Source organism: Rhodanobacter sp. TND4EL1 (genome assembly GCF_054061035.1).
On sequence record NZ_JBSSDT010000001.1, the window covers coordinates 905,297 to 930,956 of the forward strand.

General features: G+C 64.3%; 23 protein-coding genes and 1 pseudogene. 13 read left to right on the forward strand and 11 right to left on the reverse strand.

Annotation, left to right across the window (positions count from 1 at the left end):
• Positions 1-33 precede the first annotated feature (33 nt).
• Complete coding sequence (locus ACVWWQ_RS04195) at positions 34-1,722, forward strand: molecular chaperone HscC (RefSeq protein ID WP_133949750.1); 1,689 nt, start codon at positions 34-36, stop codon at positions 1,720-1,722.
• On the forward strand, positions 1,722-3,131 hold the full coding sequence (locus ACVWWQ_RS04200) for a J domain-containing protein (protein ID WP_133949748.1): 1,410 nt from the start codon (positions 1,722-1,724) through the stop codon (positions 3,129-3,131). The genes ACVWWQ_RS04195 and ACVWWQ_RS04200 overlap by 1 nt, the downstream gene beginning before the upstream one ends.
• A 19-nt stretch (positions 3,132-3,150) precedes the next feature.
• Here the strand turns inward: ACVWWQ_RS04200 and ACVWWQ_RS04205 are convergent, their stop codons facing one another.
• The 6 genes from ACVWWQ_RS04205 to ACVWWQ_RS04230 all read right to left on the reverse strand — a co-directional run bounded on the left by ACVWWQ_RS04205 (position 3,151) and on the right by ACVWWQ_RS04230 (position 7,050).
• Positions 3,151-3,990, reverse strand: coding sequence for an FTR1 family protein (locus ACVWWQ_RS04205; protein ID WP_133949746.1), 840 nt, complete (start codon positions 3,988-3,990; stop codon positions 3,151-3,153).
• A 4-nt stretch (positions 3,991-3,994) separates the two neighbouring features.
• Entirely contained in the window at positions 3,995-4,321 is a 327-nt protein-coding gene (locus ACVWWQ_RS04210; RefSeq protein WP_133949744.1) for a cupredoxin domain-containing protein, read from the reverse strand.
• Between the two features lie 216 nt (positions 4,322-4,537).
• The gene (gene cgtA / locus ACVWWQ_RS04215) at positions 4,538-5,617 is read right to left on the reverse strand and encodes an Obg family GTPase CgtA (RefSeq protein ID WP_133949742.1); all 1,080 of its coding nucleotides are present in this window, start codon (positions 5,615-5,617) and stop codon (positions 4,538-4,540) included.
• Between the two features lie 168 nt (positions 5,618-5,785).
• Positions 5,786-6,043: a 50S ribosomal protein L27 gene (gene rpmA / locus ACVWWQ_RS04220; RefSeq protein WP_133949740.1), complete on the reverse strand. Its 258-nt coding sequence runs from the start codon at positions 6,041-6,043 to the stop codon at positions 5,786-5,788.
• A 19-nt stretch (positions 6,044-6,062) separates the two neighbouring features.
• Entirely contained in the window at positions 6,063-6,377 is a 315-nt protein-coding gene (gene rplU, locus ACVWWQ_RS04225) for a 50S ribosomal protein L21 (protein WP_099651769.1), read from the reverse strand.
• 160 nt (positions 6,378-6,537) lie between these two features.
• A complete protein-coding gene (locus tag ACVWWQ_RS04230; RefSeq protein WP_099651768.1) occupies positions 6,538-7,050 on the reverse strand; it encodes a DUF2059 domain-containing protein in 513 nt (170 codons plus the stop codon).
• Positions 7,051-7,190: 140 nt separating this feature from the next.
• On the opposite strand from ACVWWQ_RS04230, the gene uvrA reads away from it, so the two are divergent.
• From uvrA to ACVWWQ_RS04280, 10 genes are all read left to right on the forward strand, one after another.
• Positions 7,191-10,133: an excinuclease ABC subunit UvrA gene (uvrA, locus tag ACVWWQ_RS04235; RefSeq protein WP_133949738.1), complete on the forward strand. Its 2,943-nt coding sequence runs from the start codon at positions 7,191-7,193 to the stop codon at positions 10,131-10,133.
• The gene (locus ACVWWQ_RS04240) at positions 10,130-10,621 is read left to right on the forward strand and encodes an acyl-CoA thioesterase (protein WP_133949736.1); all 492 of its coding nucleotides are present in this window, start codon (positions 10,130-10,132) and stop codon (positions 10,619-10,621) included. The genes uvrA and ACVWWQ_RS04240 overlap by 4 nt, the downstream gene beginning before the upstream one ends.
• An 81-nt stretch (positions 10,622-10,702) precedes the next feature.
• Positions 10,703-12,169: a DUF4139 domain-containing protein gene (locus ACVWWQ_RS04245; protein WP_133949733.1), complete on the forward strand. Its 1,467-nt coding sequence runs from the start codon at positions 10,703-10,705 to the stop codon at positions 12,167-12,169.
• Positions 12,170-12,188: 19 nt separating this feature from the next.
• Positions 12,189-12,947: an enoyl-CoA hydratase/isomerase family protein gene (locus tag ACVWWQ_RS04250; RefSeq protein ID WP_133949731.1), complete on the forward strand. Its 759-nt coding sequence runs from the start codon at positions 12,189-12,191 to the stop codon at positions 12,945-12,947.
• A gap of 243 nt (positions 12,948-13,190) precedes the next feature.
• On the forward strand, positions 13,191-16,286 hold the full coding sequence (locus tag ACVWWQ_RS04255; RefSeq protein WP_133949729.1) for a type I restriction endonuclease: 3,096 nt from the start codon (positions 13,191-13,193) through the stop codon (positions 16,284-16,286).
• 73 nt (positions 16,287-16,359) lie between these two features.
• Positions 16,360-16,629 carry a YlcI/YnfO family protein gene (locus tag ACVWWQ_RS04260; protein WP_133949727.1) on the forward strand — a complete coding sequence of 90 codons (270 nt, stop codon included), beginning with the start codon at positions 16,360-16,362 and terminating at the stop codon, positions 16,627-16,629.
• Entirely contained in the window at positions 16,626-16,925 is a 300-nt protein-coding gene (locus tag ACVWWQ_RS04265) for a type II toxin-antitoxin system RelE/ParE family toxin (RefSeq protein WP_008213279.1), read from the forward strand. The genes ACVWWQ_RS04260 and ACVWWQ_RS04265 overlap by 4 nt, the downstream gene beginning before the upstream one ends.
• A gap of 41 nt (positions 16,926-16,966) precedes the next feature.
• Positions 16,967-18,604 carry an HsdM family class I SAM-dependent methyltransferase gene (locus ACVWWQ_RS04270; RefSeq protein ID WP_457383311.1) on the forward strand — a complete coding sequence of 546 codons (1,638 nt, stop codon included), beginning with the start codon at positions 16,967-16,969 and terminating at the stop codon, positions 18,602-18,604.
• Positions 18,605-18,608: 4 nt separating this feature from the next.
• Positions 18,609-19,880, forward strand: coding sequence for a restriction endonuclease subunit S (locus ACVWWQ_RS04275; protein ID WP_133949723.1), 1,272 nt, complete (start codon positions 18,609-18,611; stop codon positions 19,878-19,880).
• Positions 19,877-20,449 carry a DUF6933 domain-containing protein gene (locus tag ACVWWQ_RS04280; protein ID WP_133949721.1) on the forward strand — a complete coding sequence of 191 codons (573 nt, stop codon included), beginning with the start codon at positions 19,877-19,879 and terminating at the stop codon, positions 20,447-20,449. Before ACVWWQ_RS04275 ends, ACVWWQ_RS04280 begins: the two co-directional genes overlap by 4 nt.
• A 15-nt stretch (positions 20,450-20,464) precedes the next feature.
• Here ACVWWQ_RS04280 and ACVWWQ_RS04285 read toward each other — a convergent pair whose 3' ends face one another.
• The 3 genes and pseudogenes from ACVWWQ_RS04285 to ACVWWQ_RS04295 form a co-directional block, all read right to left on the reverse strand.
• Entirely contained in the window at positions 20,465-21,319 is an 855-nt protein-coding gene (locus tag ACVWWQ_RS04285) for a sulfurtransferase (protein ID WP_133949719.1), read from the reverse strand.
• Positions 21,316-22,121, reverse strand: a pseudogene (locus ACVWWQ_RS04290) (NUDIX hydrolase). The gene ACVWWQ_RS04285 and the pseudogene ACVWWQ_RS04290 overlap by 4 nt, the downstream one beginning before the upstream one ends.
• A gap of 26 nt (positions 22,122-22,147) precedes the next feature.
• Complete coding sequence (locus tag ACVWWQ_RS04295) at positions 22,148-22,867, reverse strand: FKBP-type peptidyl-prolyl cis-trans isomerase (protein WP_133949715.1); 720 nt, start codon at positions 22,865-22,867, stop codon at positions 22,148-22,150.
• Positions 22,868-23,032: 165 nt separating this feature from the next.
• On the opposite strand from ACVWWQ_RS04295, the gene ACVWWQ_RS04300 reads away from it, so the two are divergent.
• The gene (locus ACVWWQ_RS04300) at positions 23,033-23,815 is read left to right on the forward strand and encodes an enoyl-CoA hydratase-related protein (RefSeq protein WP_133949713.1); all 783 of its coding nucleotides are present in this window, start codon (positions 23,033-23,035) and stop codon (positions 23,813-23,815) included.
• Positions 23,816-23,818: 3 nt separating this feature from the next.
• On the opposite strand, the gene ACVWWQ_RS04305 is transcribed toward ACVWWQ_RS04300, so the two are convergent.
• Positions 23,819-24,745: a DUF1684 domain-containing protein gene (locus ACVWWQ_RS04305; RefSeq protein ID WP_133949711.1), complete on the reverse strand. Its 927-nt coding sequence runs from the start codon at positions 24,743-24,745 to the stop codon at positions 23,819-23,821.
• A complete protein-coding gene (locus ACVWWQ_RS04310) occupies positions 24,729-25,637 on the reverse strand; it encodes a DUF1684 domain-containing protein (RefSeq protein ID WP_133949709.1) in 909 nt (302 codons plus the stop codon). Before ACVWWQ_RS04310 ends, ACVWWQ_RS04305 begins: the two co-directional genes overlap by 17 nt.
• Positions 25,638-25,660 lie beyond the last annotated feature (23 nt).

Sequence of the window (25,660 nt, forward strand, 5' to 3'; positions counted from 1 at the left end):
CCACGCAAGGCGACTTCACAGGGGAAGTCACGGATGATTGTCGGTATTGATTTGGGCACCACCCATTCGTTGATCGGCTGCTACGACGATGGGGGGCCCAGGTTGTTTCCCAACGTGCTGGGAGGGTTCCTCACGCCATCCGTGGTGAGCGTCGACGAGACCGGCCAAGTGTTGATCGGCCAGACCGCCCGCGACCGCTTGGTCAGCCATCCCGATGCCAGCGTCGCCGGTTTCAAGCGCTGGATGGGCACCTCGCGCGAAACGCGCCTGGGCGCGCACAGCTTCCGCCCGGAGGAACTGTCGGCGCTGATCCTGCGCTCATTGATTGGCGACGCTGAAACGGCACTGGGAGAAACCGTTCGCGAGGCGGTGATCAGCGTACCGGCCTACTTCTCCGACGCGCAGCGCAAGGCCACCCGCGCCGCTGGCGAGCTGGCAGGTATCCGCGTTGAACGGCTGATCAACGAACCGACCGCTGCCGCGCTGGCCTACGGCCTGCGCGAAAGGCCCGATGGGGCACGCTTCCTGGTGCTCGATCTTGGTGGTGGCACGTTTGATGTTTCGGTGCTGGAAATGTTTGCCGGCGTGGTCGAAGTCCATGCCAGCGCCGGCGACAACTTCCTGGGCGGCGAGGACTTCCTCGACCTGCTCGAACACGCCTGCCGCACGGATCTCGGCCTCGACCCGGTGTCGCTGGCAGCCAGCCAGCGAGCGCAGCTTCGTCGACGGCTGGAAGCGGCCAAGTGTGCGCTGGGTAGCCAAGGCCATGCAGGGATCGAGATGATGCTCGGCACGCGTCAATTGGCGTGGCAGATCGATGAGGCGCGCTTCCATCGGCTGGCCGAACCACTGGTGCAGCGCATGCGCGCGCCCCTGGAACGCGCCATGCGAGACGCGCGGCTGCAGCCGCAGGATCTGGACGAGATCGTTCTGGTGGGCGGTGCCAGCCGCATGCCACTGGTGGCGAAGACGGTGTCGAGAATGTTCGGCCGCCTGCCGCTGCGTCACGTGAACCCGGACCAGGCCATCGCGCAGGGTGCCTGCGTGGCAGCAGGGATGAAGTCGCGCGACCAACGTCTGGAAGAAGTCATTCTCACTGATGTCTGCCCGTATTCGCTGGGCACCGAAATAGCCCGGCGCGATGATCAGGGTCGCGCGATTGCCGGCTTCTTTGAACCGATCATCCAGCGCAACAGCACAGTGCCGATCAGTCGCGAACAGACTTTCTTGCCGATCAACGCACGCCAGCAACAACTGCAACTGGACGTCTATCAGGGGGAAAGCCCGCTGGTGGAAAAGAACATCAAGCTGGGCGAATTGACGGTGGACATCAACCCTGCCCTGTCGATCGAGCAAAACGCCGTGACCATGCGTTTCACCTACGACATCAACGGCGTACTGCAGGTCGAGGCGCGCGTGCACGCTGACGACCGTCGCTACGAATTGGTGCTGGAACAGAACCCGGGCCTGCTTGACGCCGAGCAGATCCGCGAGCGCCTGGCAGCCCTTGCCGACATCAAGATCCACCCGCGCGGCAAGCAGGAGAATCTTGCCATGCTGGCGCGCGCGGAGCGCCTGTATGAGGAATGTCTGACTGCCCGCGACCAGTTGCAGGGATGGATCGCACGCTTCCGTGCGGTGCTGGAAAGCCAGGATGAAGCAGTGATCCGCACCCATCGCCTGGAACTTGGCCGCGCACTGGATACGCTGGAGTCGGACTGATGTCACCGTTCGAGCTGCTCGGACTGACTCCCGAGGCCGATGAGCGCTCGATCAGGCAGGCCTATGCACAGCGCCTGCGGGTAACCCGCCCCGACGATGATCCCGAAGGGTTTCAAAGTCTGCACGCCGCGTACCAGATGGCACTGGAACATCGCCGCGGCGTCGCTGCCGATGCCTCGCCTTCGCCGCCCGATTCGGCTCACGAACGCGTCCCCCTCTCGCGCGTTTCCACGCTGCCGCCCATTGCACCCGCGCCTGCCATGTATCAAACCAGAGACGTGTCACCTGCACCGCCATGCTTCGATGTCGACGCGTTCTGTGTCGAAGCGTTCGAACTGGCGGCCACTGGGGACACTACCGCACTGACCACATGGCTGGGCAGCGAACAGGCGTTGTGGTCGCTGCAGTTGAAAAGCCGGACCGGGCGCCGCCTTGTTGAAACGCTGTACCAGCAGGTACCGCCGATGCCGTCCGCGTGCTGCGACGTGCTGCTGGGCTTCTTCGACATGGATCATGCGCTGGCCGGGCACGACCCGCTGGTGCTGCTGCAAGTGAAGCGACGCATGCACCTGGCTTGGCAGTTGCAGGATGCCGACGAGGCCGGCCTGCGCTCGAGGCTGGAACTCCGCACCGCCCTGGAATGCTCGCGGACGCACTGGATTCTTGCGCAGTTGCAGCGACCATTTCGTTGGTTACCCGTGCTGTGGCTGGGCCTGCATATCGACAATCCACGCCGCATCGCCGAATTCGTGCAGAGCGTCAGCGAACGCCACCCGGAAGACCTGCCACCCAGCATCAACCGTACCCAGCTGGGATTCTGGCTGGCCGCCGCCGACTCGCAGCACGTCACGCGACCGCGATGGATTCTGGGGGGCGTCCGCAGTGCGGTCATCCTGTTGCTGGCTGCGTTGCTTGCCCCACTGATCAGCCTCAAGGCGACCGGCGGTTTCGCTTCCAGTCTCATGCTCACCGTGATCGGCATCCTGATGGTGCCCAGCGCCTTGTGGGCAGCGTGGCTGGCCTGGTCAATGCTGGTCATCTGGTATGTCAGGCCAGAGCCGGACACCTTGCAGCGATCAGGACGCCTGTATGTCGTGCCGGCCATGTTTATTGTCGGCGTGGCCTTGGGCGCATGCGGGCAGGAAGCACTCGGCCTCACCGTTGTCATTCCAGCCTTGTGGCTGGCAGTGCGCCGGTATTGGTACCAACACACGAGCCGGTACGCGTTGTTTCGATCGGGCTATGCGCGACTGATGCTTCTGCTGGCCGTGCCCGTGCTGCACGGCGTGCTCAACGCCGGACTGGGACGCGACAGTGTGTCGTTCGGCGACATCGTCGCGGCGGTGGCGATGGTGGCTTGGGCGGCCGACTTGCGCAAACAACGGCACTCCTTGCGCAGCGGGGAATGACCCCGAATCGACCGCCCGGTCAGCAAACTTGAGGGGCCACAGCGGCGGCGCTGTGCCGCATGGTTTGGCGCCGCTGGGTAAACCGCGCACCTGCCCACAACGCGAACAAGGTCATTCCGTAGAACACCAACTGCATGCCCGCTGGCTGGGCATCGTAGCCCACCAGGATATGGACGGTTTGGCCCAGTACCGAGCCGTTGCCGAGCAGCCACGAGCTGTCCCACAGCTGGTGGCCCCACGCCGGCAAAAGATTGGCCTGGATCAGGTAGCGTGCCGCGGTGGAAGCGAGCCCGGCGGCCAGCAGGACCAGCATGGCGTTGGTAGCGCCGAAGAAATGCCGTACCGGAATGCGCAACAGGCCGGCATACAGGCCGAACCCCACGGTGGCACCGCACAGTATGCCGATGCTCAATCCTGCCCACAGATGATCCGCACCACCGGCGCGCATGCCGTAGAGGAACAGCACCACCTCGGAGCCTTCACGCAGCACGGCCAGCGCCACCACCAGCAAAAGCAGGCTCAACGAGCTGGCGCCGCTGTGCACGGCACTGCCCAAGGCCTGCATCTGCCGACTCAGCTCGCGCCCATGGCTGGACATCCAAAGCACATGCCAGCCGATCATCAGCACCGCCGCAAGAAGGATGCCGGCATTGAACACCTCCTGGCCCACGCCGCTGAAGGCGTTCGCCACCAGGTTGGCCGACAGAGCCACCGTCACCGCGCCCAGCACCCCCAACGCAATACCGCCCCCCACGTACCAGCCGCGGCGCAGCACACCGCGCGTGGCCGCCGCGACCACGGTGACGATCAGCGCCGCTTCCAGCACTTCCCTGAATACCAGCAAGGCTATGGCCCACATCGCGCTACTCCACTACCAGCGTGCCTTGGGCGGTCGGCTGATGAAAATCGCCAAAGAACCGGTAACGTCCCGGCTTGAACGGTCCGATGAAAATACTGATGCGGCTGTTCGGCATCACGATCTTTTCAGCGGGAAAGTCATCGCTCTCGAATTCCTCGGGCGACGGGTCGGTATTGATCAGCTCCAGCTTGATCCGTGTATTGGCCGGAATGTGCAATTCACTGGGCTGATAACGGTGGTCTTTCAGGGTGAGCGTGACGCTGGATACGTCGGCGGCGTGGGCTAGCAGCGGCAACAGGAGTGCGAACAGCAAGGGCAACAGACGTTTCATGGCGGGATTCTGCCTGGAAAATATGTGATTGATAATCATTCTCGCACCAAGGCGTTAAAAAAGCCCTCGTGGGGCGTGCCTGGCGACGGCTGAGGTCATGGCGTCATCGCCGCGAGCAGCGATGACATTCTGGCAGCGAAACGTCGTCCGGCCCTTGATCTGGATCAGGACCGGCAGTGGAAACGTGAGTCGGGGCCGAAGCCCCGACAGCATTCATCAATCCTGCGGTGCTTCCCCGCGCAAGCGCACGTCGTGCGGCAGCATGTCGGTGCGCTCCCTGCTTTCCTCGCGCTGCGACTCGAAGAAACGCTGCACCTGCTGACACACCGGCATGGTGTTTTCGCGCGTCGCCGCGGAGACCAGGAACCACGGCTGGGTCCAGCCCAGTTCCGCGACAACCTGCTCCGCAGCCGCCTGACGCTCGTCCTCGGCCAGCAGGTCGGCCTTGTTCAGCACCAGCCAGCGCGGACGCTCGAGCAGTTCGGGGTTGAACTTCTCCAGCTCCTGCTCGATCGCCCGCACCTGCCCGGCCACGTCGGAGCCGTCGATCGGCGCGATGTCGACGATATGCAGCAGCAGGCTGGTGCGCGACACATGACGCAGAAACTGGATGCCCAGGCCGGCACCTTCGGAGGCACCTTCGATCAATCCGGGAATATCAGCGATCACGAAACTCTGGTCGGTGCCCAGGCTGACCACGCCAAGGTTCGGGTGCAGCGTGGTGAACGGGTAGTCCGCCACGCGCGGGGTCGCGGCCGACACGGCGCGGATGAAAGTCGACTTGCCTGCATTCGGAAAACCGAGCAGGCCGACGTCCGCCAGCAGGCGCAGCTCCAGCTTCAGCTCGCGCACGTCGCCTGGCGTACCCGGCGTGGCCTTGCGCGGCGCGCGGTTCACCGAGGTCTTGAAATGGATGTTGCCCAGACCGCCCTTGCCGCCTTGCGCCACCAGCATGCGCTGGCCGTGGCTGGTGAGGTCGCCGATCACCTCGTCGGTGTCGATGTTGGTGATCATGGTGCCGACCGGCACGCGGATCGTGGTGTCTTCGCCACCCTTGCCGTACATCTGGCTGCCCATGCCGTTCTCGCCGCGCTTGGCCTTGAAGCTGCGCTGGTGGCGGAAGTCGATCAGCGTGTTCAGCCCTTCGTCGGCCACCAGCCAGATCGAACCGCCAAACCCACCGTCGCCGCCATCGGGGCCGCCGAACGGGATGAACTTTTCGCGGCGAAAGCTGATGCAGCCATTGCCGCCGTCACCGGCCATAACCTTGATGTTTGCTTCGTCGACGAATTTCATGGGGGATCCGGGGAACGGGGAACGGGAAACAGCAAAAGCAAAAACAGCGACAACCAGGGAGCAATAGTCACAGGGTACCGGGAAGCACACGTTCCCTGTTCCCCGTTCCCCGCTTGAAAAACAAAAACCCCGCCGAAGCGGGGCCTTCGTTATCGCGTCGCGAACGGCTTACGCCTGGACGACGTCGATGAAACGGCGGTTCTTGTCGCCACGGATGGCGAACTTGACGGTGCCGTCGATCAGCGCGAACAACGTGTGGTCACGACCCAGACCCACGCCCACACCCGGATGGAACTGGGTGCCGCGCTGACGCACGATGATGTTGCCGGCTTCGATGGCTTGGCCGCCATAGATCTTGACGCCGAGGTATTTCGGGTTCGAATCGCGACCGTTGCGGCTGGAACCTACGCCTTTTTTATGTGCCATGACTCAATGCTCCAGTTGCTCAGGCGTTGATGCCCGTGATCTCGATTTCAGTGAAATGCTGACGGTGACCCTGCTGACGCTTGTAATGCTTGCGGCGGCGGAATTTGATGATGCGGATCTTGTCGGCACGGCCGTGCTTGCGAACGGTGGCGCTGACGGTGGCGCCTTCGATGATCGGCGCGCCGACCACGATCGACTCACCGGTACCGACCAGCAACACCTGGTCGAAGCTGATGCTGGCGCCTTCTTCGGCGGTCAACAGCTCCACGCGCAGGACGTCGCCCTGCATGACACGGTACTGCTTGCCACCGGTCTTGATGACTGCGTAACTCATGGGAATGCCCTTCTGTCGTTATTCTCTTGGGTATCGCCATGACCATTTCGGGTCTGGCGAACCGCGGATTATAGTGAGGTGGCCCCGCGCTGGTCAATTACTGACCACGACAATCGCTGAACCGGGGCAGGTCAGACCGAATAGCCCATCCCGGAGCCTGTCAGCGGCCGGATTTCGGCACCTTGACCGATGGGGTGGCGGCAGGACTGGCCGGGCAGCGGCCGTCGGCGTCCAGCGTACCTTTTTCCTGCAGCTGCTTGATCATGGCCTGTCCGCGCTCGCGCCCCCAGGCCTGCCCAGCCTTCATGCCTTCGGCCATGGTCACCGGCATTTGCGTGATGACCTTCTGGCCCAGCGGCGAGCGGTAGAACTTCAGCAATCCGGTGACATCCTCGGCGGTGAAGTGGCGCTGGTAGATCGGCACCATCTGGGCCAGCAACTGCTGGCTGCCGCTGGCATCGATGAAGCCCTGCCAGTAGCTCGCCGGGACGCACGGCACGGCCTGCCCCATCACGCCAGCCATCTGGGTGTTCATCTGACCGAACATCCGATCCATGTGCATCAACTGGAACAACTCGCGCACCTGCTTCTCGCTGGGCTGCGCGGCAGCAGCCTGTCCGGCGGCGCCCAGCGCCAGCACGACTGCAGCGGCAATGCCTGTCCACTTCTGCATGAGATGTCTCCGTTCGACTCGGACGGTCATTTAGCCACAGCCAGCGTGATGAGTGAAAGCAGGCCGCGCCATCGGCCATTTCGCACTGAACCATCAGAACTCCTTGGTATAGTAATCAATCCCCCCCATATACGCGGTCCATGGACACTATTCGAATCCGCGGCGCTCGCACGCACAATCTCAAGAACATCGACCTCGACCTGCCTCGCGACAAGTTGATCGTGATCACCGGCCTGTCAGGCTCGGGCAAGTCGTCACTGGCGTTCGACACCATCTATGCCGAGGGGCAGCGGCGCTACGTGGAATCACTTTCCGCGTATGCGCGGCAGTTCCTGTCGATCATGGAGAAGCCCGACGTCGACCACATCGAAGGTCTGTCGCCGGCGATCTCGATCGAGCAGAAATCCACCTCGCACAACCCGCGCTCCACGGTCGGCACGATCACCGAGGTCTACGATTACCTGCGCCTGCTGTACGCCCGCGTCGGCACGCCGCGCTGTCCCGACCACGGCATCCCGCTGGAAGCGCAGACGGTAAGCCAGATGGTCGATGCCACCCTGGCGCTGGACGCCGAGACGCGCTTCATGTTGCTGGCGCCGGTGATCCGTGAGCGCAAGGGCGAGCACGTACAGGTGTTCGAGCAGATGCGCGCACAAGGTTTCGTGCGGGCCCGGGTCGATGGCACGGTTTACGACCTCGACGCGGTGCCGCCGCTGACCCTGCGCCAGAAACACACGATTGAAGTGGTGATCGACCGCTTCCGCCCGCGCGACGACATCAAGCAGCGCCTGGCCGAATCGTTCGAGACCGCACTGCGGCTGGGCGACGGCCTGGTGATCCTGGCCAACATGGATGCACCCGACGCGACCGAACAGCTGCTGTCGTCACGCTACTCCTGCCCGGTTTGCGATTACTCGCTGCCCGAACTGGAGCCGCGGCTGTTCTCGTTCAACTCGCCGGTGGGTGCATGCCCGTCCTGCGACGGCCTGGGCGTGACCCAGGTGTTCGATCCCGCGCGCGTGGTCGGCCATCCCGAACTGTCACTGGCCAGTGGCGCGGTGCGCGGCTGGGACCGGCGCAACGCCCACTACTTCCAGTTGATCCTGTCGCTGGCGGCGCACTACGGCTTTGCCGTGGACACGCCATGGCAGCAGCTGCCCGCAGACGTCCAGAAAGCCGTGCTGTACGGCAGCGGCAAGGACAAGATCGCATTCAAGTACATCACCGAACGCGGCGGCAAGGTCACCCGCGAACATGCGTTCGAGGGGATCCTGCCGAACCTCGACCGGCGCTACAAGGAAACCGAATCCTCCGCCGTGCGCGAGGAACTGGCCAAGTACATCAGCGACCAGCCCTGTCCGGCCTGCGAAGGCCAGCGGCTGAATCGCTCGGCTCGCAACGTGTTCGTCGCCGACCACGCGCTGCCGTCGCTGACCCATCGCTCGATCGACGATGCGCTGGCGTTTTTCGCCGACCTCAAGCTGACTGGCTGGCGCGGCGAGATCGCGGTGAAGATCGTCAAGGAAATCCACGAGCGGCTGACCTTCCTCAACGACGTGGGCCTCAACTACCTCACGCTGGATCGCCAGGCCGATTCGTTGTCCGGTGGCGAAGCACAACGCATCCGCTTGGCCAGCCAGATCGGCGCGGGGCTGGTCGGCGTGATGTACGTGCTGGACGAACCCTCGATCGGCCTGCACCAGCGCGACAACGAGCGCCTGCTCGGCACGCTGACCCGGCTGCGCGACCTTGGCAACACGGTGATCGTGGTCGAGCATGACGAAGACGCGATTCGCATGGCTGACCACGTGCTCGACATCGGCCCTGGCGCCGGTGTGCACGGTGGCGAAATCGTGGCGCAGGGCAGCGTGCAGGACATGCTGGATTCACCGCGCTCGGTTACCGGCCAGTTCCTGTCCGGCGCGCGCGCAATCGAGGTGCCGAAGGAACGCCGCCAACCGATCGATGACGACTCGTGGCTGCATTTGAAGGGCGCCAGCGGCAACAACCTGAAGAACGTCGACCTGGCGATTCCGGCCGGCCTGTTCACTTGCGTCACCGGCGTGTCCGGTTCGGGCAAATCCACCCTGGTCAACGACACCCTGTTCCGTCTTGCTGCGGCCGAACTCAACGGCGCCGGCGGCCAGGCAGCACCGCACAAGTCGGTGCAGGGCATGGACCTGTTCGACAAGGTGGTCGATATCGACCAGTCACCGATCGGTCGTACGCCTCGCTCCAATCCGGCCACGTATACCGGCTTGTTCACGCCGTTGCGCGACATGTTCTCGCAGGTGCCGGAGGCGCGGGCGCGCGGCTATACGCCGGGCCGCTTCAGCTTCAACGTGCGCGGCGGTCGCTGCGAGGCCTGCGAAGGCGACGGCATGATCAAGGTGGAGATGCACTTCCTGCCTGACGTCTACGTGCCTTGCGACGTCTGCCACGGCAAGCGCTACAACCGCGAAACGCTGGAAATCCTGTACAAGGGCCACACGATCGCCGACGTGCTCGACATGACCGTCGAAGACGCCTTGAAGCTGTTCGAACACGTGCCCACCATCGCGCGCAAGCTCGACACCCTGCGCGCGGTGGGCCTGGATTACATCAAGCTCGGTCAGAGCGCGACCACGCTGTCCGGTGGCGAAGCGCAGCGCGTGAAGCTGTCCAAGGAGCTGTCCAAGCGCGACACCGGCCGCACCCTGTACATCCTCGACGAGCCCACCACCGGCCTGCACTTCCACGACATCGAGCAGCTGCTCGACGTGCTGCACCAGCTGGTCGACCAGGGCAATACGGTGGTGGTGATCGAGCACAATCTGGACGTGATCAAGACCGCCGACTGGGTGGTCGATCTCGGCCCCGAAGGCGGCGCCGGTGGCGGACGCATCTTGGTCGCCGGCACGCCGGAAACCGTGGCGTCGACGCCCGCGTCGCACACCGGTCACTTCCTCGCGCCGCACCTGAAACCGGGCAAACCCAAAAAGCCGGGCGCGGCCAAGCGCGTCAAGGCGGCCACCAAACACATCGCATCGGCCGACAAATACAAACCGATGCGCGGAAGCGGAAAGAAGAAGAAACCTGCATGAGTCCACGAAAATCCAGCACCGCGGCGGCTGAAGCAGCCGTCGTGACGCCTGCCAGCGCACCAGCCAACGCCGTGGCAGACCCGCCGCTATTCGTCGCCGCCCTCAGAGTGCGCTGGCGCGATCTCGACGCGTTCAACCACGTCAACAACTCCAACTTCCTCACTTACCTGGAAGAAGCGCGACTGCAGTGGCTGCAGCATGTCCGTGACTGGTTCGACGAGGCCTCCATGCCGGTGCTGGCCGCGAGCGAGCTGCAATACCGCCGTCCGATTCCATGGCCGGCGTCGCTGCACGTCGAATTGCGCTGCACGCGACTGGGCAACAGCTCGATGACGATCGCCCATCGCATCGTCGACGCCGACAAGCCGGACTGCCTGTACAGCGATGGCCACGTGGTGATGGTGTGGATGAACCCCGCCACCGGCAAACCGGTACCGCTGCCGGCAAGCATTCGCGAAGTCGCCGGGGCTGCCGACCCGACGCCTTGACCACCGTGCGTTGATCGCATCGACGTCGCCTTTCACCCCCCACCGCTATCATCACTTCTCACCCCAGGATGGAGTTTGCCCGTGAAGACAACGCCCCAGACGACAGCGCACCGACACGCCTTGGCAGTTGCCTGCATCACCGCCCTGCTCGGCACCGCGACAGTTCATGCTGCCGATGCCAGCTCGCTGACCGTTTACCGCAGCGACAGTGCCCCGCTGTACGCCAGCAATGACAGCGGCAGCGTGAATGACGGCTATGCGGTGGTCCGCGAACAGCGCTCGCTGAAGCTGGCCAGCGGCACCCACGACGTGGTGATCGGCGACCTGCCCAACGCACTGGACGCCGAGGCCCTGGCGCTGGGCTTTCCCGACGGCAACGCGAAGGTCATGTCGCAGCGTCTGTTGCTGGCGCAGGGCTCCAATGCGGCGCTGACCGGGCTGGTCGGCCGCGCGATCACCGTATTGGGCAGCAACGGCGAAACCCTGGCCAGCGGCACCCTGTTGCGCGCTGGCGACGGGCTGCTGGTGCGCAGTCCGTCGGGCACGACGCTGGTGCGCAACTACGCCGCCGTGCGCAGCCCGGACGGCGACTTCCCGCTCGGCTCCAGCCTGAGCCTGCGGGTGGATGCCGCACGTGCCGGGAACGCACGTGCCGTGCTCAGCTACCCCACCTCCGGCCTCGGCTGGCGCGCGGCCTACGTGGCCACGCTGCAACCCGGCGCAGGCTGCCGCATGCAGTTCGAGTCGCGCGCCAGCATCGCCAACCGTAGCGGACGCGATTGGCACGATGCGCAGATCACCCTGATCGCGGGCGAACCGAACATGGCCAAACCTTCGGCACCGCAGCCGATGATGGCGATGGCGCGCGGCTACAGCGCCAAGGCCGACATGCCGCAACAGGACAGTATCGGCGACTACCGCAGCTACACCCTGCCCGGCGCCGTCGACCTGCCCGACGGCAGCGTCAGCCAGGTGCCGTTGTATGCCAGCCGCACCCTGGATTGCACGCAAACCGCGCTGTACGAGAACGGCAGCAGCTACCAGCCGCAGCAGCCGAACACGAACCGTGATTTCAACCAGGGCGGCGGCAACACGGTCGTCAGCACGCTGAAGCTGAAAGCGTTCGACAGCCTGCCGGCAGGCTATCTGCGCGTACTCACCGCCGACCGCAACGGCACGCCGCAATTCATCGGCGAAGGCCGCATCGACGATACGCCCAAAGGCAGCGACGCCACGATTACCCTGGGCACCGCGTTCGACCTGCGCGCCGAACGCGAACGCACCAGCTTCAGCATCGACAAGGCGGCCCGCACGATGGACGAAGCCTTCCGCATCAACCTCAGCAATGCCGGGGACAGTGCCCGCGTCGTCACCGTGCGCGAGCACCCTTCCCGCTGGCGCCAGTGGACACTGGTCTCGTCCAGCAGCAAACCCAGCCAGCAGAATCCGGACACGCTGGAGTTCCGCGTCGAGGTACCGGCCAACGGCAAGGTCGTGCTCGACTACGCGGTGCGCTACAGCTGGACCGCCGACGACCAACCGCAATAATCATTGACCGGAGTCCACCATGCTCAACCTGATCAATCACGACCATGCGATCCGCGAGATCCAGCTGGCGCGGCCACCGGTCAACGCACTCAACCTGGAGCTCGTGCGTGCGCTGCGCAGCGCCGTCGACGCTGCCGTGCGTGACGGCTCGCGCGGCATCGTGCTGTCCGGCGCACAGGGCCTGTTCTCGGCCGGCGTCGACGTGCCCGCCCTGCTCGCGTGCGATCGCGTCGGCGTAAGGGAGTACTGGGGCGAATTCTTCGCGCTGTGCGCCACGCTCGCCCGCGCGCCGATCCCGCTGGTCGCCGCGATCACCGGACACAGCCCCGCCGGCGGCGCCGTGCTGGCGCTGTTCTGCGACTACCGGGTGATGGCCTCCGGCCCGTTCCGGATCGGCCTGAACGAAGTGCAGGTGGGCCTGATCGTGCCGGAGTCGATCCAGCTGGCCCTGCGTCGCGTGGTCGGCACCTACCGCGCCGAGCGGTTGCTGGTGGCCGGCGCGATGCTCGAATCGGACCAAGCGCTGGCCTGCGGGTTCGTCGACGAGCTGACCGGTATCGACCAGGTCACCACCCGCGCCCTCCACTGGCTCGGCGAACTGCTGGCGCTTCCGTCGCATGCGATGTTGACCACCCGCCAGCTGGCCCGTGCGGACCTTGCCGACGCCTATGCCGATCTCGACGCGTTGCCACTGGACGCATTCGTCGACGCGTTCTTCCACCCGGAAACACAGACCGTGCTGCAGGCGCTGGTAGCCAAGCTGAAAGCAAAGAAATAAACGCCAGGTAGAAGCCAGACTGTGTGCGAAAGCTCTTCTCCGAGGAGCCTCGCGCACAGAGTACGCCCCTGCAAACCACGGCCAAAACTCCTCCATCGTCCAGCTTGCGGCCCCCCTGCCATTCAACGCACACTCCCATGGCAATCTTTGCCAGTTGCTCTGCGTCGAGCACAAAGATCGCATCGACGTGGGCCGGGTGCTGCACACGAAGCGTGACATTCCGGCTTGGATGGGGAGCGCCGAATGACAACATTCAACGAAGATTCGCGGGTCAAGATTCCGGCTCTGCTGCACCTCACGCGACTGGGCTATGACTATCTTTCGCTGAAGCACGCGCACCGGGATACGCGCAGCAACCTCTTCCCTGAGATCTTCGAACCGGCATTACTGCGCATCAATCCTGACTTGCGTCAGGAAGATGTACCTGCCCTGCTCGACCAGATCCGCCTTGAACTTCAACACGAAGACCTCGGCAAGGCCTTCCACAAGCGCCTGAGTGCCCGTTCGGGCGTGCGCCTGATCGACTTTGATAACCTTGACAACAACAGCTGGCACGCCGTCACCGAACTTCCCTTCGAAAACGGCGAGGACAACTTCCGCCCCGACATCACCCTGCTGGTCAACGGCCTGCCGCTGGCGATCATCGAGGCGAAGAAGCGCATGAATCCCGGCGGCGTGCTCGAAGAGCGCCGGCGCATGGATCGCCGCCACGCCAACCGCAAGTTCCGCCACTTCTTCAACCTGATCCAGCTGCAGGTGTTCTCCAACAACATGGAGTACGACGAGGCGGCCATCGATCCCGTGCAGGGCGCGTTCTACGCCGCATCCACCTACGGCGAGGCGCACTTCAACTATTTCCGCGAAGAGCGTCAGGCCGAGCTTGTCGGCTTCGTCGCGCCGCTGTCCGAAGCCACCGAAGACGCCATCCTCACCGACACCAATCTGGTCAGCATCAAGGGCACGCCGGAGTTCGAGCGCAACAAGGCCGCCGACACCCCGACCCACCGACTGCTCACCTCGCTGTTCAGTCGCCAGCGGCTTGCCTTCATCCTGCAATACGCCTTCGCCTGGCTGGACGAGGAAGCAGGCATCCAGAAGCACGTGATGCGCTACCCGCAACTGTTTGCCACGCTGGCCATCGCCGAGCGACTCGCAGCCGGCACGCGCAAGGGCATCATCTGGCACACCCAGGGCAGCGGCAAGACCGCGCTGGCGTATTACAACGTGCGCTTTCTCACCGACTGGTTTCAGCAGCGCGGACAAGTACCGCGGTTCTATTTCATCGTCGACCGGCTGGACCTGCTCAAGCAGGCGCGCGACGAATTCCGCCTGCGCGGCCTCACCGTGCACGTGATTGACAGCCGCGACGCCTTCGCCCGCGACATCAAACAGAGCGGAGCCGCCCGCAATGACCGTGGCGCGGCCGAGATCACCGTGGTCAACATCCAGAAGTTCAAGGACGACCCGGACGTCGTCGCCGCGCAGGACTACAACCTCGCCGTGCAGCGCGTGTATTTCCTCGACGAGGTGCACCGCAGCTACAACCCGAAAGGCAGCTTCCTTGCCAACCTGGAACAGTCCGATCGCAGCGCGATCAAGATCGGCCTCACCGGCACGCCGCTGATCGGCGAGCAGTTGCAGTCCAAGGCGCTGTTCGGCGACTACATCCACAAGTACTACTACAACGCCTCCATCGCCGACGGCTACACCCTGCGCCTGATCCGCGAGGAAATTGCCACCCGCTACAGGATGCAGCTGCAGCAGGCACTGGCGGCGATCGAGGTGCAACAGGGCGGCATCGAGCGCAAGACGCTGTACGCCCACAAGCACTTCGTCGGCGCCATGCTCGACTACATCCTGCGCGACTTCGTGCAGTCCCGTATCACCTTCGGCGACGACAGCATCGGCGGCATGGTGATCTGCGACAGCGCCGAGCAGGCGCGCGAGCTGCACCGCCAGTTCCAGCAGCTCATGCAGCAGGAAGCGCGGCCCATCGTGGCCGAGCCGGCCAACGACGCCGCCTACCGGCAGGATCGCGTGGCCGAGGATGCCGCCCATTACGCCAGGCAGCCGCTCAGCGCCGCGCTGATCCTGCACGACGAGGGCGACAAGCAGTCGCGCGAAGACCAGGTCAAGGCCTACAAGAAGGGCAGGATCGACCTGCTATTCGTCTACAACATGCTGCTCACCGGCTTCGACGCGCCGCGGCTCAAGAAGCTCTACTTCGGCCGCGTCATCAAGAACCACAACCTGCTGCAGGCGCTCACCCGGGTCAACCGCCGCTACGGCAAGTTCCGCTACGGCTACGTGGTGGACTTCGCTGACATCCAGGCCGAATTCGACAAGGCCAACCGCGACTACTACGACGAGCTCACCTCCGAACTGGGCGACGAGATCGAGCACTACAGCCAGCTGTTCATGAGCGAGGCCGAGATCCGCGCCAGCGTCGAGGCCATCCGCGAGGCGCTGTTCGCCTTTTCGCTGGATGACGCCGAGCTGTTCTCGCAGCAGGTCGGCCAGATCCATGACCGCCAGCAGCTGCTCGCCATCGTCAGGGCGCTCACCCAGGCACGCGAGCTGTACAACCTGATCCGCCTCGGCGACCACGAGCAACTCGCCGGCCTGCTCGATTTCCGCAAGCTGCGCCTGCTGCACATCGAAGCGCAGAACGCGCTGGCCGCGCTCAACCTCAAGCACCAGCTGGAACACGCCGACGACACCTCCGGCCTGCTCAACCAGGCGCTGGAAGACGTGATCTTCAAGTTCGAGAAAATCGGCGAGGCCGAACTGAAGCTGGCCGACGAACTGAAGGACATCCTGCGCCGCACCCGCGAAACCCTGGCTTCCACCCAGGACCCGCAAGACCCGGCCTGGATCAGCCTCAAGGACGAACTGGAGCGCCTGTTCAAGGCCAAGAAACTCAGCGAAGTGAGCCAGCAGGAAATGCAGGCGAACATCACCGCGCTGCGCGCCATCGAACAGCACGCCCGCACACTCAACCAGGCCAACGCCAACCTCGCCGCCCGCTACGGCGGCGACACCAAGCTGATGCGTGTGCACAAGCGCCTGCTGGGCTCGTACCGCCTCGGCGACAACCAGACCCGCCTGCACGCTGCGCTGGTCGGCATCAAACGCGACATGGACGGCGCCGTGCTGGGCAACCGCGCACTGCTGGGCAACCCGGCGTTCTTCGAGCGCAGCGTGATGCCCATCGTGATGCGCCACTTCCAGGACAAGCCGCCCGAGCCGGATGCCGACACCCGCCGCCTGATCCAGCGGCTGCTGGTGGGCGAATACCTGGGTGAATCCCAGGGGCGCCTGCCGTTCGACCGGGGATGAACCCCCGTTGCTGGCGGCCCGGCGCTGACCGTGCTAGCGTTGTATCGCAAATGCTATGCAAGAGGATGCCGCCATGAAAACCGCCACCTTGCCGCCCCTGCGTGTCGCTCCCGAGCTGCGCCAAGCGGCCGAATCCGTACTGCGCGAGGGCGAGACCTTGTCCAGTTTCATGGAACAGTCCCTGCGCGACGAGGTGAATCGCCGCCACATGCAAGCCGAGTTCATCGCCCGCGGTCTGGCGGCGCGGGAAGACGCCAAGCGCACCGGCGTGTACTTCACGGTCAATGAATCGCTCGCGGGCCTGGACGCCATTCTCGCCAGGCACAAACCCGACGCCCGGTGAGTTTCCGGGTCCGGATCAGCCAGGCCGCGCAGCACGATCTCGAACGCCTGCTGGATTTCCTCGCACCCGTGGACTACCCCGCGGCCCTGCGCGCACGCGCGGCGATCGAGCGCGGCTACGCGTTTCTGGCGGACATGCCGTTTTCCTGCCGCAAGGTGGACGACGCCAACCCCTTCCTGCGCGAGCTGGTCATCCCTTTCGGCCACGCCGGCTACGTCGCCTTGTTCGACATCGAAGACGAGCACACCCTCACCATCCTCGCCGTGCGCCACCAGCGCGAAGACGACTACCACTGATGGGCAGCAACCGACCCCATCCCACCCCCACACAGACCGCCATGAACCCCAGCTACCAGCAACAAACCCGCGACCTGATCGACGGCCTCAAGGCCGTGTGCGCCAGCAACGGCCTCGGCAACGACGGCAACGAATACAAGATCATCGTGCAGACCTTTCTGTACAAGCTGCTGTGCGACAAGTTCGCCTACGAGATGAAGCGCGCTTGCCCGGCGCTGGCCGGCGTGGATGACTGGATCGTCGGTTGGCAGGCACTGCCCGAAGAGGCGCAGCAAGACCTGCAAGACATGCTGCCTGCGGAAACACCGCGCCTTGCCGTCGACCAGCTGATCCCCAGCCTGTTCAACCGCCAGAGCGAACCCGGCTTCGCCAAATTGTGGGACGACACCCTGATCGCCATCGCCGTGGCCAACAATGAGATCTTCGCGGTGCAGACCGACGACGGCGAGAAGGTGCCGCTGTTCGACCGCTTGAGCGAATACGTCACCGGCAGCGCCGACAAGCGCGACGGCTTCGTGCGCGCGCTGTTCAACAAGCTGGTGGGGGTGAGTTTCGAGCGACTGTTCGAGCAGAAGTACGACTTCTACGCCGCCCTGTTCGAATACCTGATCAAGGACTACAACAAGGACAACGGCGGCAAATACGCCGAGTACTACACCCCGCACGCGGTGGCCACCATCATGGCCGACATCCTGGTGCCGCAAGACCAGCGCGGCACGGTGAAAAACGTCACCTGCTACGACCCCGCCTCGGGCTCGGGCACCTTGTTGATGGCGCTCGCCCATGCCATCGGCGAAGACCATTGCAGCATCTGGTCGCAGGACATCTCGCAGAAATCCTCCAGCCTGCTGCGCCTGAACCTGGTGCTCAACAAGCTGGTGCACTCCATCCCGCACATCACCCAGGGCAACACCATCCTGCATCCGGTGCACAAGGAGGGAAAAGCGCTGCGTCGTTTCGACTACATCGTCTCCAATCCGCCGTTCAAGATGGATTTCAGCGACTTCCGCGACGACCTGGAATCGGACGCCAACGCCAGCCGCTTCTTCGCCGGCATTCCCAAGGTAGCGGCCAAGGCCAAGGACAAGATGGCGATCTACCTCTTGTTCATCCAGCACATCATCGCCAGCCTCAAACCCGGCGGCAAAGCCGCCGTGGTCGTGCCCACCGGCTTCATCACCGCCAGCAGCGGCATCGAGCTGCGCATCCGCCAGAAGCTGGTGGACGAGCAGATGATCGCCGGCGTGGTCTCCATGCCCAGCAACATCTTCGCCACCACCGGCACCAACGTGTCGATCCTGTTCCTGGACACCACCAACCGTGACGGCGTGGTGCTGATCGACGCCTCCGCGCTGGGCGAGAAGGTCAAGGAGGGCAAGAACCAGAAGACTCTGCTGAGTGGCGCCGAGGAACAGCGCATCGTGGACACCTTCAACGCCCGCGAAGCGGTGGAGGATTTCTCGGTGGTGGTCGATCACGCGGCGATCGCGGCGAAGAATTATTCGTTGAGTGCGGGGCAGTATTTTGAAGTAAAGATTGAATATGTCGATCTGACTTCGCAAGAGTTTGAGAACTCTTTGCGTAGCTTCGATAGACGCCTCCGCGATCTCTTCACCGAGTCGCACGGGTTAGAACAACAAATCGTCGGCAAGCTGGAGGCTTTAACCTTTGAACGTTGATTGGTTGAAGACGTCGTTGGGGAAGCTTCGGGAGCAGGGGTTTGCCACGATTCAAACAGGTCCGTTCGGAACGGTGCTGAAGGCCGCTGAGTATTCGGACGTGGGCGTTCCCGTTGTTTCCGTAGGCGAGATTCGATGTGGTTACATCGAAGTTCTGGAGCGAACCCCAAGGGTTCCCGAAGACGTTCAGCGACGGCTGCCGCAATTCTTGCTTGAAGAAGGCGACATCGTATTTGGCCGTAAGGGCGGCATAGACCGAAATGCGCTTATTGGTCTCAAGGAGTCGGGCTGGTTTCTTGGATCCGATGGAATTCGGCTACGACTGTCGGGCGCCGTAGACAGCATGTTTGTTAGCTACCAGTTCAGATCACCGGCCATTGGCAAATGGTTGCTGAGCAACAGTTCCGGCTCAATCATGCCTTCCCTTAATGAAGGCGTGCTAGGCAGATTGCCGTTGTGGCTACCTGAGTTCGATGAACAGAAAAAAATCGCCGCCGTCCTCTCCGGCCTCGACGCCAAGATCGACCTCAACCACCGCATCAACGCCGAGCTGGAGGCGCTGGCGAAGACGATCTACGACTACTGGTTCGTGCAGTTCGACTTCCCCGACGCCCACGGTCGCCCCTACAAGTCCAGCGGCGGCGCGATGGTCTGGAACGACACCCTCAAGCGCGAGATTCCGGCGGGATGGGAGGCGGGATCGCTGGATGATCTCGGCCAGATCGTCGGCGGCAGTACGCCATCGACTGCGAACCCGGAACACTTTGGCAAGGGGATGATCCCGTGGATCACGCCCAAGGATCTGTCGAACAACAAGAGCAACAAATTCATCGCCCGTGGCGAGACGGATGTGTCCGAGGCGGGTAAACGCAGCGCCTCGCTGACGCTGTATCCGGCGGGGACGGTGCTGATGAGTTCGCGCGCACCCGTCGGCTATCTGGCCATCGCGCTCAACCCGGTGACCACGAACCAAGGCTTCAAATCGTTCGTTCCAACGAAAGGCTACGGCACCTCGTTCGTCTACTACGCCGTCAAAAGATCGCTGCCCACGATCATCCAGTACGCATCCGGCTCAACCTTCGTGGAAATCTCCGGCGGCGTCCTGAAGTCCGTGCATGCGGTTCTTCCCGACAAATCGGTGACCAACACCTTCTGCAAGCAGATCGAACCTATCGTCAAAAGACAACAACAGGCCGAAGTGGAAAACATCGAACTCACCCAAGTCCGCGACTGGCTCCTCCCCCTGCTGATGAACGGCCAGGTGCGCGTGGCATGACCGTGCTGCGCTGCACCGCCAAGCTGCTCAAGCGCCTGAAGCAGCCGGCCAAGCCACCCGAACCCGCGCCCGAGGCGAACCCGCTGGGCGAGTGGTATGCGGACATCGAGGTCTGGCGCCGGCAGCCGTTCGTGGTGCTGCTCAATGCCGCCACCGGCGCGCTGCTGGTGCTGCCGGGCAACGCGGCGAACCTGCGCGTGCTGCACGAGCGCGCGCTGCTGCAGTTCGCCACCCTCGCCGAGCACCATGGCCTGCACGGCCCGGGCGTGGATGCAGAGCTGCACGGCTTCGACGCCGGCTTCGCCTTCGCTGCCACCCGCGATCGCAGCCTGGTTTCCTCGCTCAACCAGCGCAAGTTCGAGCTGTGGATGACGCTGGAACACAGCGACCACTCCCTCCCGGAAGCCGCGGCGCGCGACTGGAATGGCCTGTTCAAGCACCCCGCGCTGGGCCGCAACACGCGCCACAACATGAAATACCACCGCCCGCTCGACCTGCTGCGCCAGCATCTGCTGCCGTCTGCGCAAATTCTTCCCTTTGACCGCACGAACTCATCCGCATCGGAATAACGCGGACCGCTGTGCTCAGGCGTCGCCGGTGGCCACCGGCCGCGCCGGGTCGCTGACCCAGCCGCTCCACGACGGCGCGTACAAGCGCGAGTCATGCAAACCGGCGTACTCCATCGCCAGCAGGTTGTGGCAGGCGGTGACGCCGGAGCCGCAGCTGTGGATCACGGTTGCCGGTGCGGCACCATGCAGTGCCGTGGTGAACTCCTCGCGCAGTTGCGCCGCCGGCTTGAAGCGGCCAGTGCTGTCGAGGTTGTCGGCGAACGGCCGATTCAGCGCACCGGGCACATGGCCGCCGACGCGATCCAGCGGCTCGACGTCGCCGCGATAGCGTGGCGCCGCCCGGGCATCCAGCAATTGGCCAGCTGCGCCGTCGGCGACGGCAGCATGGTCGAGCAACACCTGGCTGGCGTTGTAATGCAGGGATACCTTGCTGGCCGGCCGCGGCGCGGTCGCACCGGACTCGATCGGCAGACCCGCGGCCAGCCATGCCGCGTAGCCGCCATTCAGCACCGCACCCGGCACGCCAGCCAAGCGCAGCAACCACCACAGCCGGGCCGCCGCCAGTGCACCGCCAGCAGTGTCGTAACTCACTACCTGCATGCCGGGTTGCCAGCCCCAGCGCGACAGCATCGTGTTGAAGGCGGTTTCCAGCGGCAGCGGATGACGCCCCAATCCCTCGGCTTGACGCGACAGATCCGACAGGTCGTGATCGAGGCTGGCGTAGACGGCTCCAGGGACGTGGCCCTCCCGATAATCGCGCGCGCCCTTCTCCGCATCACCCAGTTCGAAGCGGCAGTCGACAATCAATACCGCTTCCGGGGAAAGCGCCGCCAGTTCGACGGCATCGATCAAGGTGGTTTTCAGCGTCATGTGCGGCCCATCCTCTCCAGCAGGTTGTAAAGCATGGCGGCGGTCGCGCCCCAGATGCGATGACCGCCATGGACGAACTCCACCATCGGCCGTTGCTGGCCGCGGAACTCCATGGTGTAGCGCCGCAGGTTGGCCGGTTCCAGCAGGAACGACAGCGGCACCTCGAACACTTCGGAAACTTCGTCGGGTGACGGATACAGGCGCGCACTGATGTCGATCCTGGCCACCACCGGCGTGATGCAGAAGCCGCTGATCGTCTCGAAGCGATCCAGATAGCCGAGCGGTGTCACCAGCCTGCGGTCCAGGCCGATCTCCTCCTCGCTTTCGCGCAAGGCGGTGGTCAGCGCATCACCGTCGGCAGGGTCGCTACCGCCACCGGGAAAGGCGACCTGCCCGGCGTGTGCCTGCAGGCTGTCGTTGCGCACGGTAAGCACCAGCCGCGGTTGCACGCCTTCGCGAAATCCCACCAGCACGGCCGCCGGGCGGCGCTTGCTGGTGCCCAGCAATTGCGACATGTCGGCATGGTTCCAGCCCGGCCCGGTCGGTGGCGCCGAAAGCGGCAGCAACGCATCGACCAGACCGTCGATCCGGTCGTCGATCATGGTTGCCGGCGCAACGGCAGTATCTGCTGCATCACGTGCAAGCGCTCGGCGTTACTCATCATGCGCCAGCGCCCGATCTCCTCGCCGCTACGCTGGCAGCCGACGCAATAGCCACGATCATCCAGCCGGCAGGTGCCGATGCAGGGCGTCAGCGGGGTCTCGGCGGAGGCGTCTTGAGCGAGGGCGGGATCATTCGACATGACCCCGGATATTAGCACCGCGCGGCTTACGGCCGGGCCGGATCGGGCTTGATCGCAAGCAGTTCGATCTCGAACACCAGCGCCTCGTTCGGACCGATGCGCGGCAAGGCGCCGGCTTCGCCATAAGCCAGCTGCGGCGGAATCACCACCTTCCAGCGATCGCCCGTATGCATCCGCGGAATCACGTCCTGCCAACCGCGAATCACCTTGTCGACGGAGAAGCTGACCGGCGCTCCGTGCGCCCAGGTGCTGTCGAACTCGGTGCCGTCGATCAGCATGCCGCGGTAATTCACCGTGACCAGGCTGGTCACGCTGGGACTGACTTTGCCATCGCCCTTGCTCAACACCCGGTACTGGATTCCCGAGGGCAATTGCACCACGCCCGGCTGCTGCCGGTTGCTGGACAGAAAGGCGGCGCTCTTGCGCGCGTTGGCGGCAGCGATGCGCTTGAACTCGCTCAACGCATCGGCGTGCAGCTGCTGGTCGAGACGCTGCAATTGCTGGTGCATGTCCTGCATCGATACGGTCGGACGTCGCTTGACGTAGGCATCCTCGATCGCCTTCACCAGCACGGGAATCTCCACGTCCGGCTTGCCGCCGGCGAACTGGCTGCCGATCTGATAGCCGATCGCATACGACAGCTTGGCCTTGTCCGGTTTGGCGACGGCCGTCCCGCTGCTCTGCGCGTGGGCTGCGCCGCCCCATACCAGCAATGCGCCCAGCAACCCGCCACACACATGTGTCATGCCTTTTTCCACCGGGCCTTCCTGTCGCTTGCGATCGATCCTGAGAGGTCATCCTAAGCGGTTCGCCGGTTTCTTGCAGCGGCGGCACCCGTGGCTTGAGAACCCCCGCGGCGGCAAAGGTTCCCGCTGCTACCATCGTGCTTTTGCATCCATCGGGAGTCGTTCATGGCCTATCGCAACCTGGAAGTCAGCAACCGCGGCGCGGTGCGCACGATCGTGGTCAACCGTCCCGACAAGCTCAATGCACTGAATCGCGACACCCTCAATGAACTGACCATCGCCTTCGCGCAGGCCGCGCAGGACGACGCGGTGCGCGCGGTCGTGTTGACCGGTGCCGGCGAGAAGGCTTTCGTCGCCGGCGCCGACATTGCCGAGATGAACGGCTACACCCCGACCCAGGCGCAAGGCTTCTCGCGCACCGGCCAACGCCTGATGACGTCGATCGAACGTCTCGGCAAGCCCGTGATCGCACGCATCCAGGGGTTCGCGCTCGGTGGCGGCATGGAACTGGCGATGGCCTGCCACCTGCGCGTGGCCAGCGAGAAGGCGAAATTCGGCCAGCCGGAAATCAACCTCGGCCTGATCCCCGGCTTTGGTGGCACCCAACGCCTCTTGCGACTGGCCGGCCGCGGCGCCGCCCTGGAAATGTGCCTGACCGGCGCGGTGATCAACGCACAGCGCGCCTATGAGCTGGGTATCATTACCCGGGTAGTGACGCCGGAAACGCTGGACGAGGCGGTGAACGCGCTGGCCGATCAGCTGGCTGCCGCCGCTCCGCTGGCCGCGGCCGGAATCCTCGACGCCGTGCTGCAAGGTGGAGAAACCGGCATCGACCAGGGGCTGGAATTCGAGACACAAGGTTTCGCCCTGGCGTTCTCCACCGAGGACATGCGCGAGGGCACCACGGCGTTCCTGGAGAAGCGCAAGGCCGAGTTCAAGGGACGCTGATCGCTACCGCCCGTGATTCATCTCGGGCAGGTCGTGTCCGCGGAACTTCTTTTCGCCGGCGGTGACCGACAGCTTCAGTCGATTCTCCGGCGGCGCCAGCGGGCACACCACGTGCGGCGTGATCGCGCACGGCGGGTTTTCGGCCAGATTGAAATCCAGCAATACCTTGCCGTTCTTCGGCGCCTCGGCGTACAGGAAGCGGGCGCCGCCGTAGGTCAGCTTCCCCGCCGTGCGATCGGTGAACACGAAGAACAATTTGCCGTCCTCGTCGATCGGCAACAGCTCGTACGTGTGGCCATCGCGCCGGAACACCGCCTTGCCGGCGATCGGCGTCTCGCTTTCGGTACCGGTGACATAGGCCATCTTCAAGCTGTGCGGCGGATGGAAGGGCACCCAGTCGGCCTCGATCCGCCATGACGGATCAATCGGGAAATAGTCGAAGCCCGGAAAATGCGTGCGCAGCGGCGCCGCATTGTTCTTCACGCGCAGGCCGCGTTGTGCGCCGTTCTCGATCACGTACAGGTAGCTGCTGCCGAAGCCGACCCGGCTGGGCTTCTGCCTGCCGTCGTCGCCCTGGGTACGCAACACACTCGCACTCGACGCCGGATGCCCGTCAATGGTGATACCTGCCACCTCAGCAAGGTGCAGGGTGACTTGTCCGTCAGCGGCCAGCTCCAGCGTACCCAGGTGCGCGGGAGCACCCGGGATCTCGAAGCGGTTGTCGGCGGCCGTGCCCACGCTGTTGCTCCCCGGCTGCAGCCAGCCCGAGGCCGTCAGCGTCAAATAGCCGTCCGCCCGCCGGAGCTGCTCGACGCGCCGGGCACGTGCCTGCTCCACGGTGGCGGTGTAGCCGGCCGTGGCCGCATGGAGCGGAAATGCGGTCAGCAGACCCAGCGCGACTCGCGCGCCCCACTCAGTGATGCGAGCCACGATAGTTCTTCTCGCCGGCCGTCACGCGCAGGTCCAGCCGGTTCTCCGGCGGCGCCAGCGGACAGGTGGCAAAGCCGGTGAAGGCGCACGGCGGGTTGTAGGCCTTGTTGAAATCCAGCACGACCTTGCCGTCCTTCGGCGGATCGATGTACAGGAAACGCGCCGCGCCGTAGGTTTCCTTGCCGCTGGTGCGGTCGGCGAACACGATGAAATACTGCGTGTCACCCGGCTCCTCGATGATCGGCAGCAGCTCGAAGTGCTTGCCGTCGCGGGTGAATTCCAGCTTGCCCGGTACCGGCGACTTGTCGATGGTGCCGATCACCGAAGCCATCTCCAGCGTCTCGCCCGGCTGCGCCGGCACCCAGGTCGCCTCGATCCGCCAAGACGGGTCGATCGGGAAGGAGTCGATGCCGAGGAAATGCTTGCGCGTAGGTGCCTCGCTGTCCTTCACCCGCAGACCCTTGCGGCCATCACGATCGATCACATAGAAGCTCGCAGTGCCGAAAGCCACCTTGGTCGGCGACGCATCCTTGGCGGCATGCACATCGTCCACCAGCACCGCCTCGTTCACCGATTTGCCATCGACTGTGGCATGGCTGTTCTGATCCAGCGCGATCCGCATGTCGCCATCCGCGGCCAGCGTCACCACGCCGAGATGCGCCGGACCCGCGGTCAGCACGATGTCGTTGTCCGACGCACTGCCAACGCGGTTCGCGCCTTCCTTCAGCCACTCCAGCCCGATCAGACTGAGCCAGCCATCGGCCGCGGTGAGTCGCTCGACCCGACCGGCATGCCACTGCTCGATGTCATGTTTGTAATTGTCGATGTCGGCGGCTTGCACGGTAGCAACTCCCAGAATGGCGGCAGCAATCAAAAAACTCGTACGTATCATCAACGATCTCCGGCAGAACATTT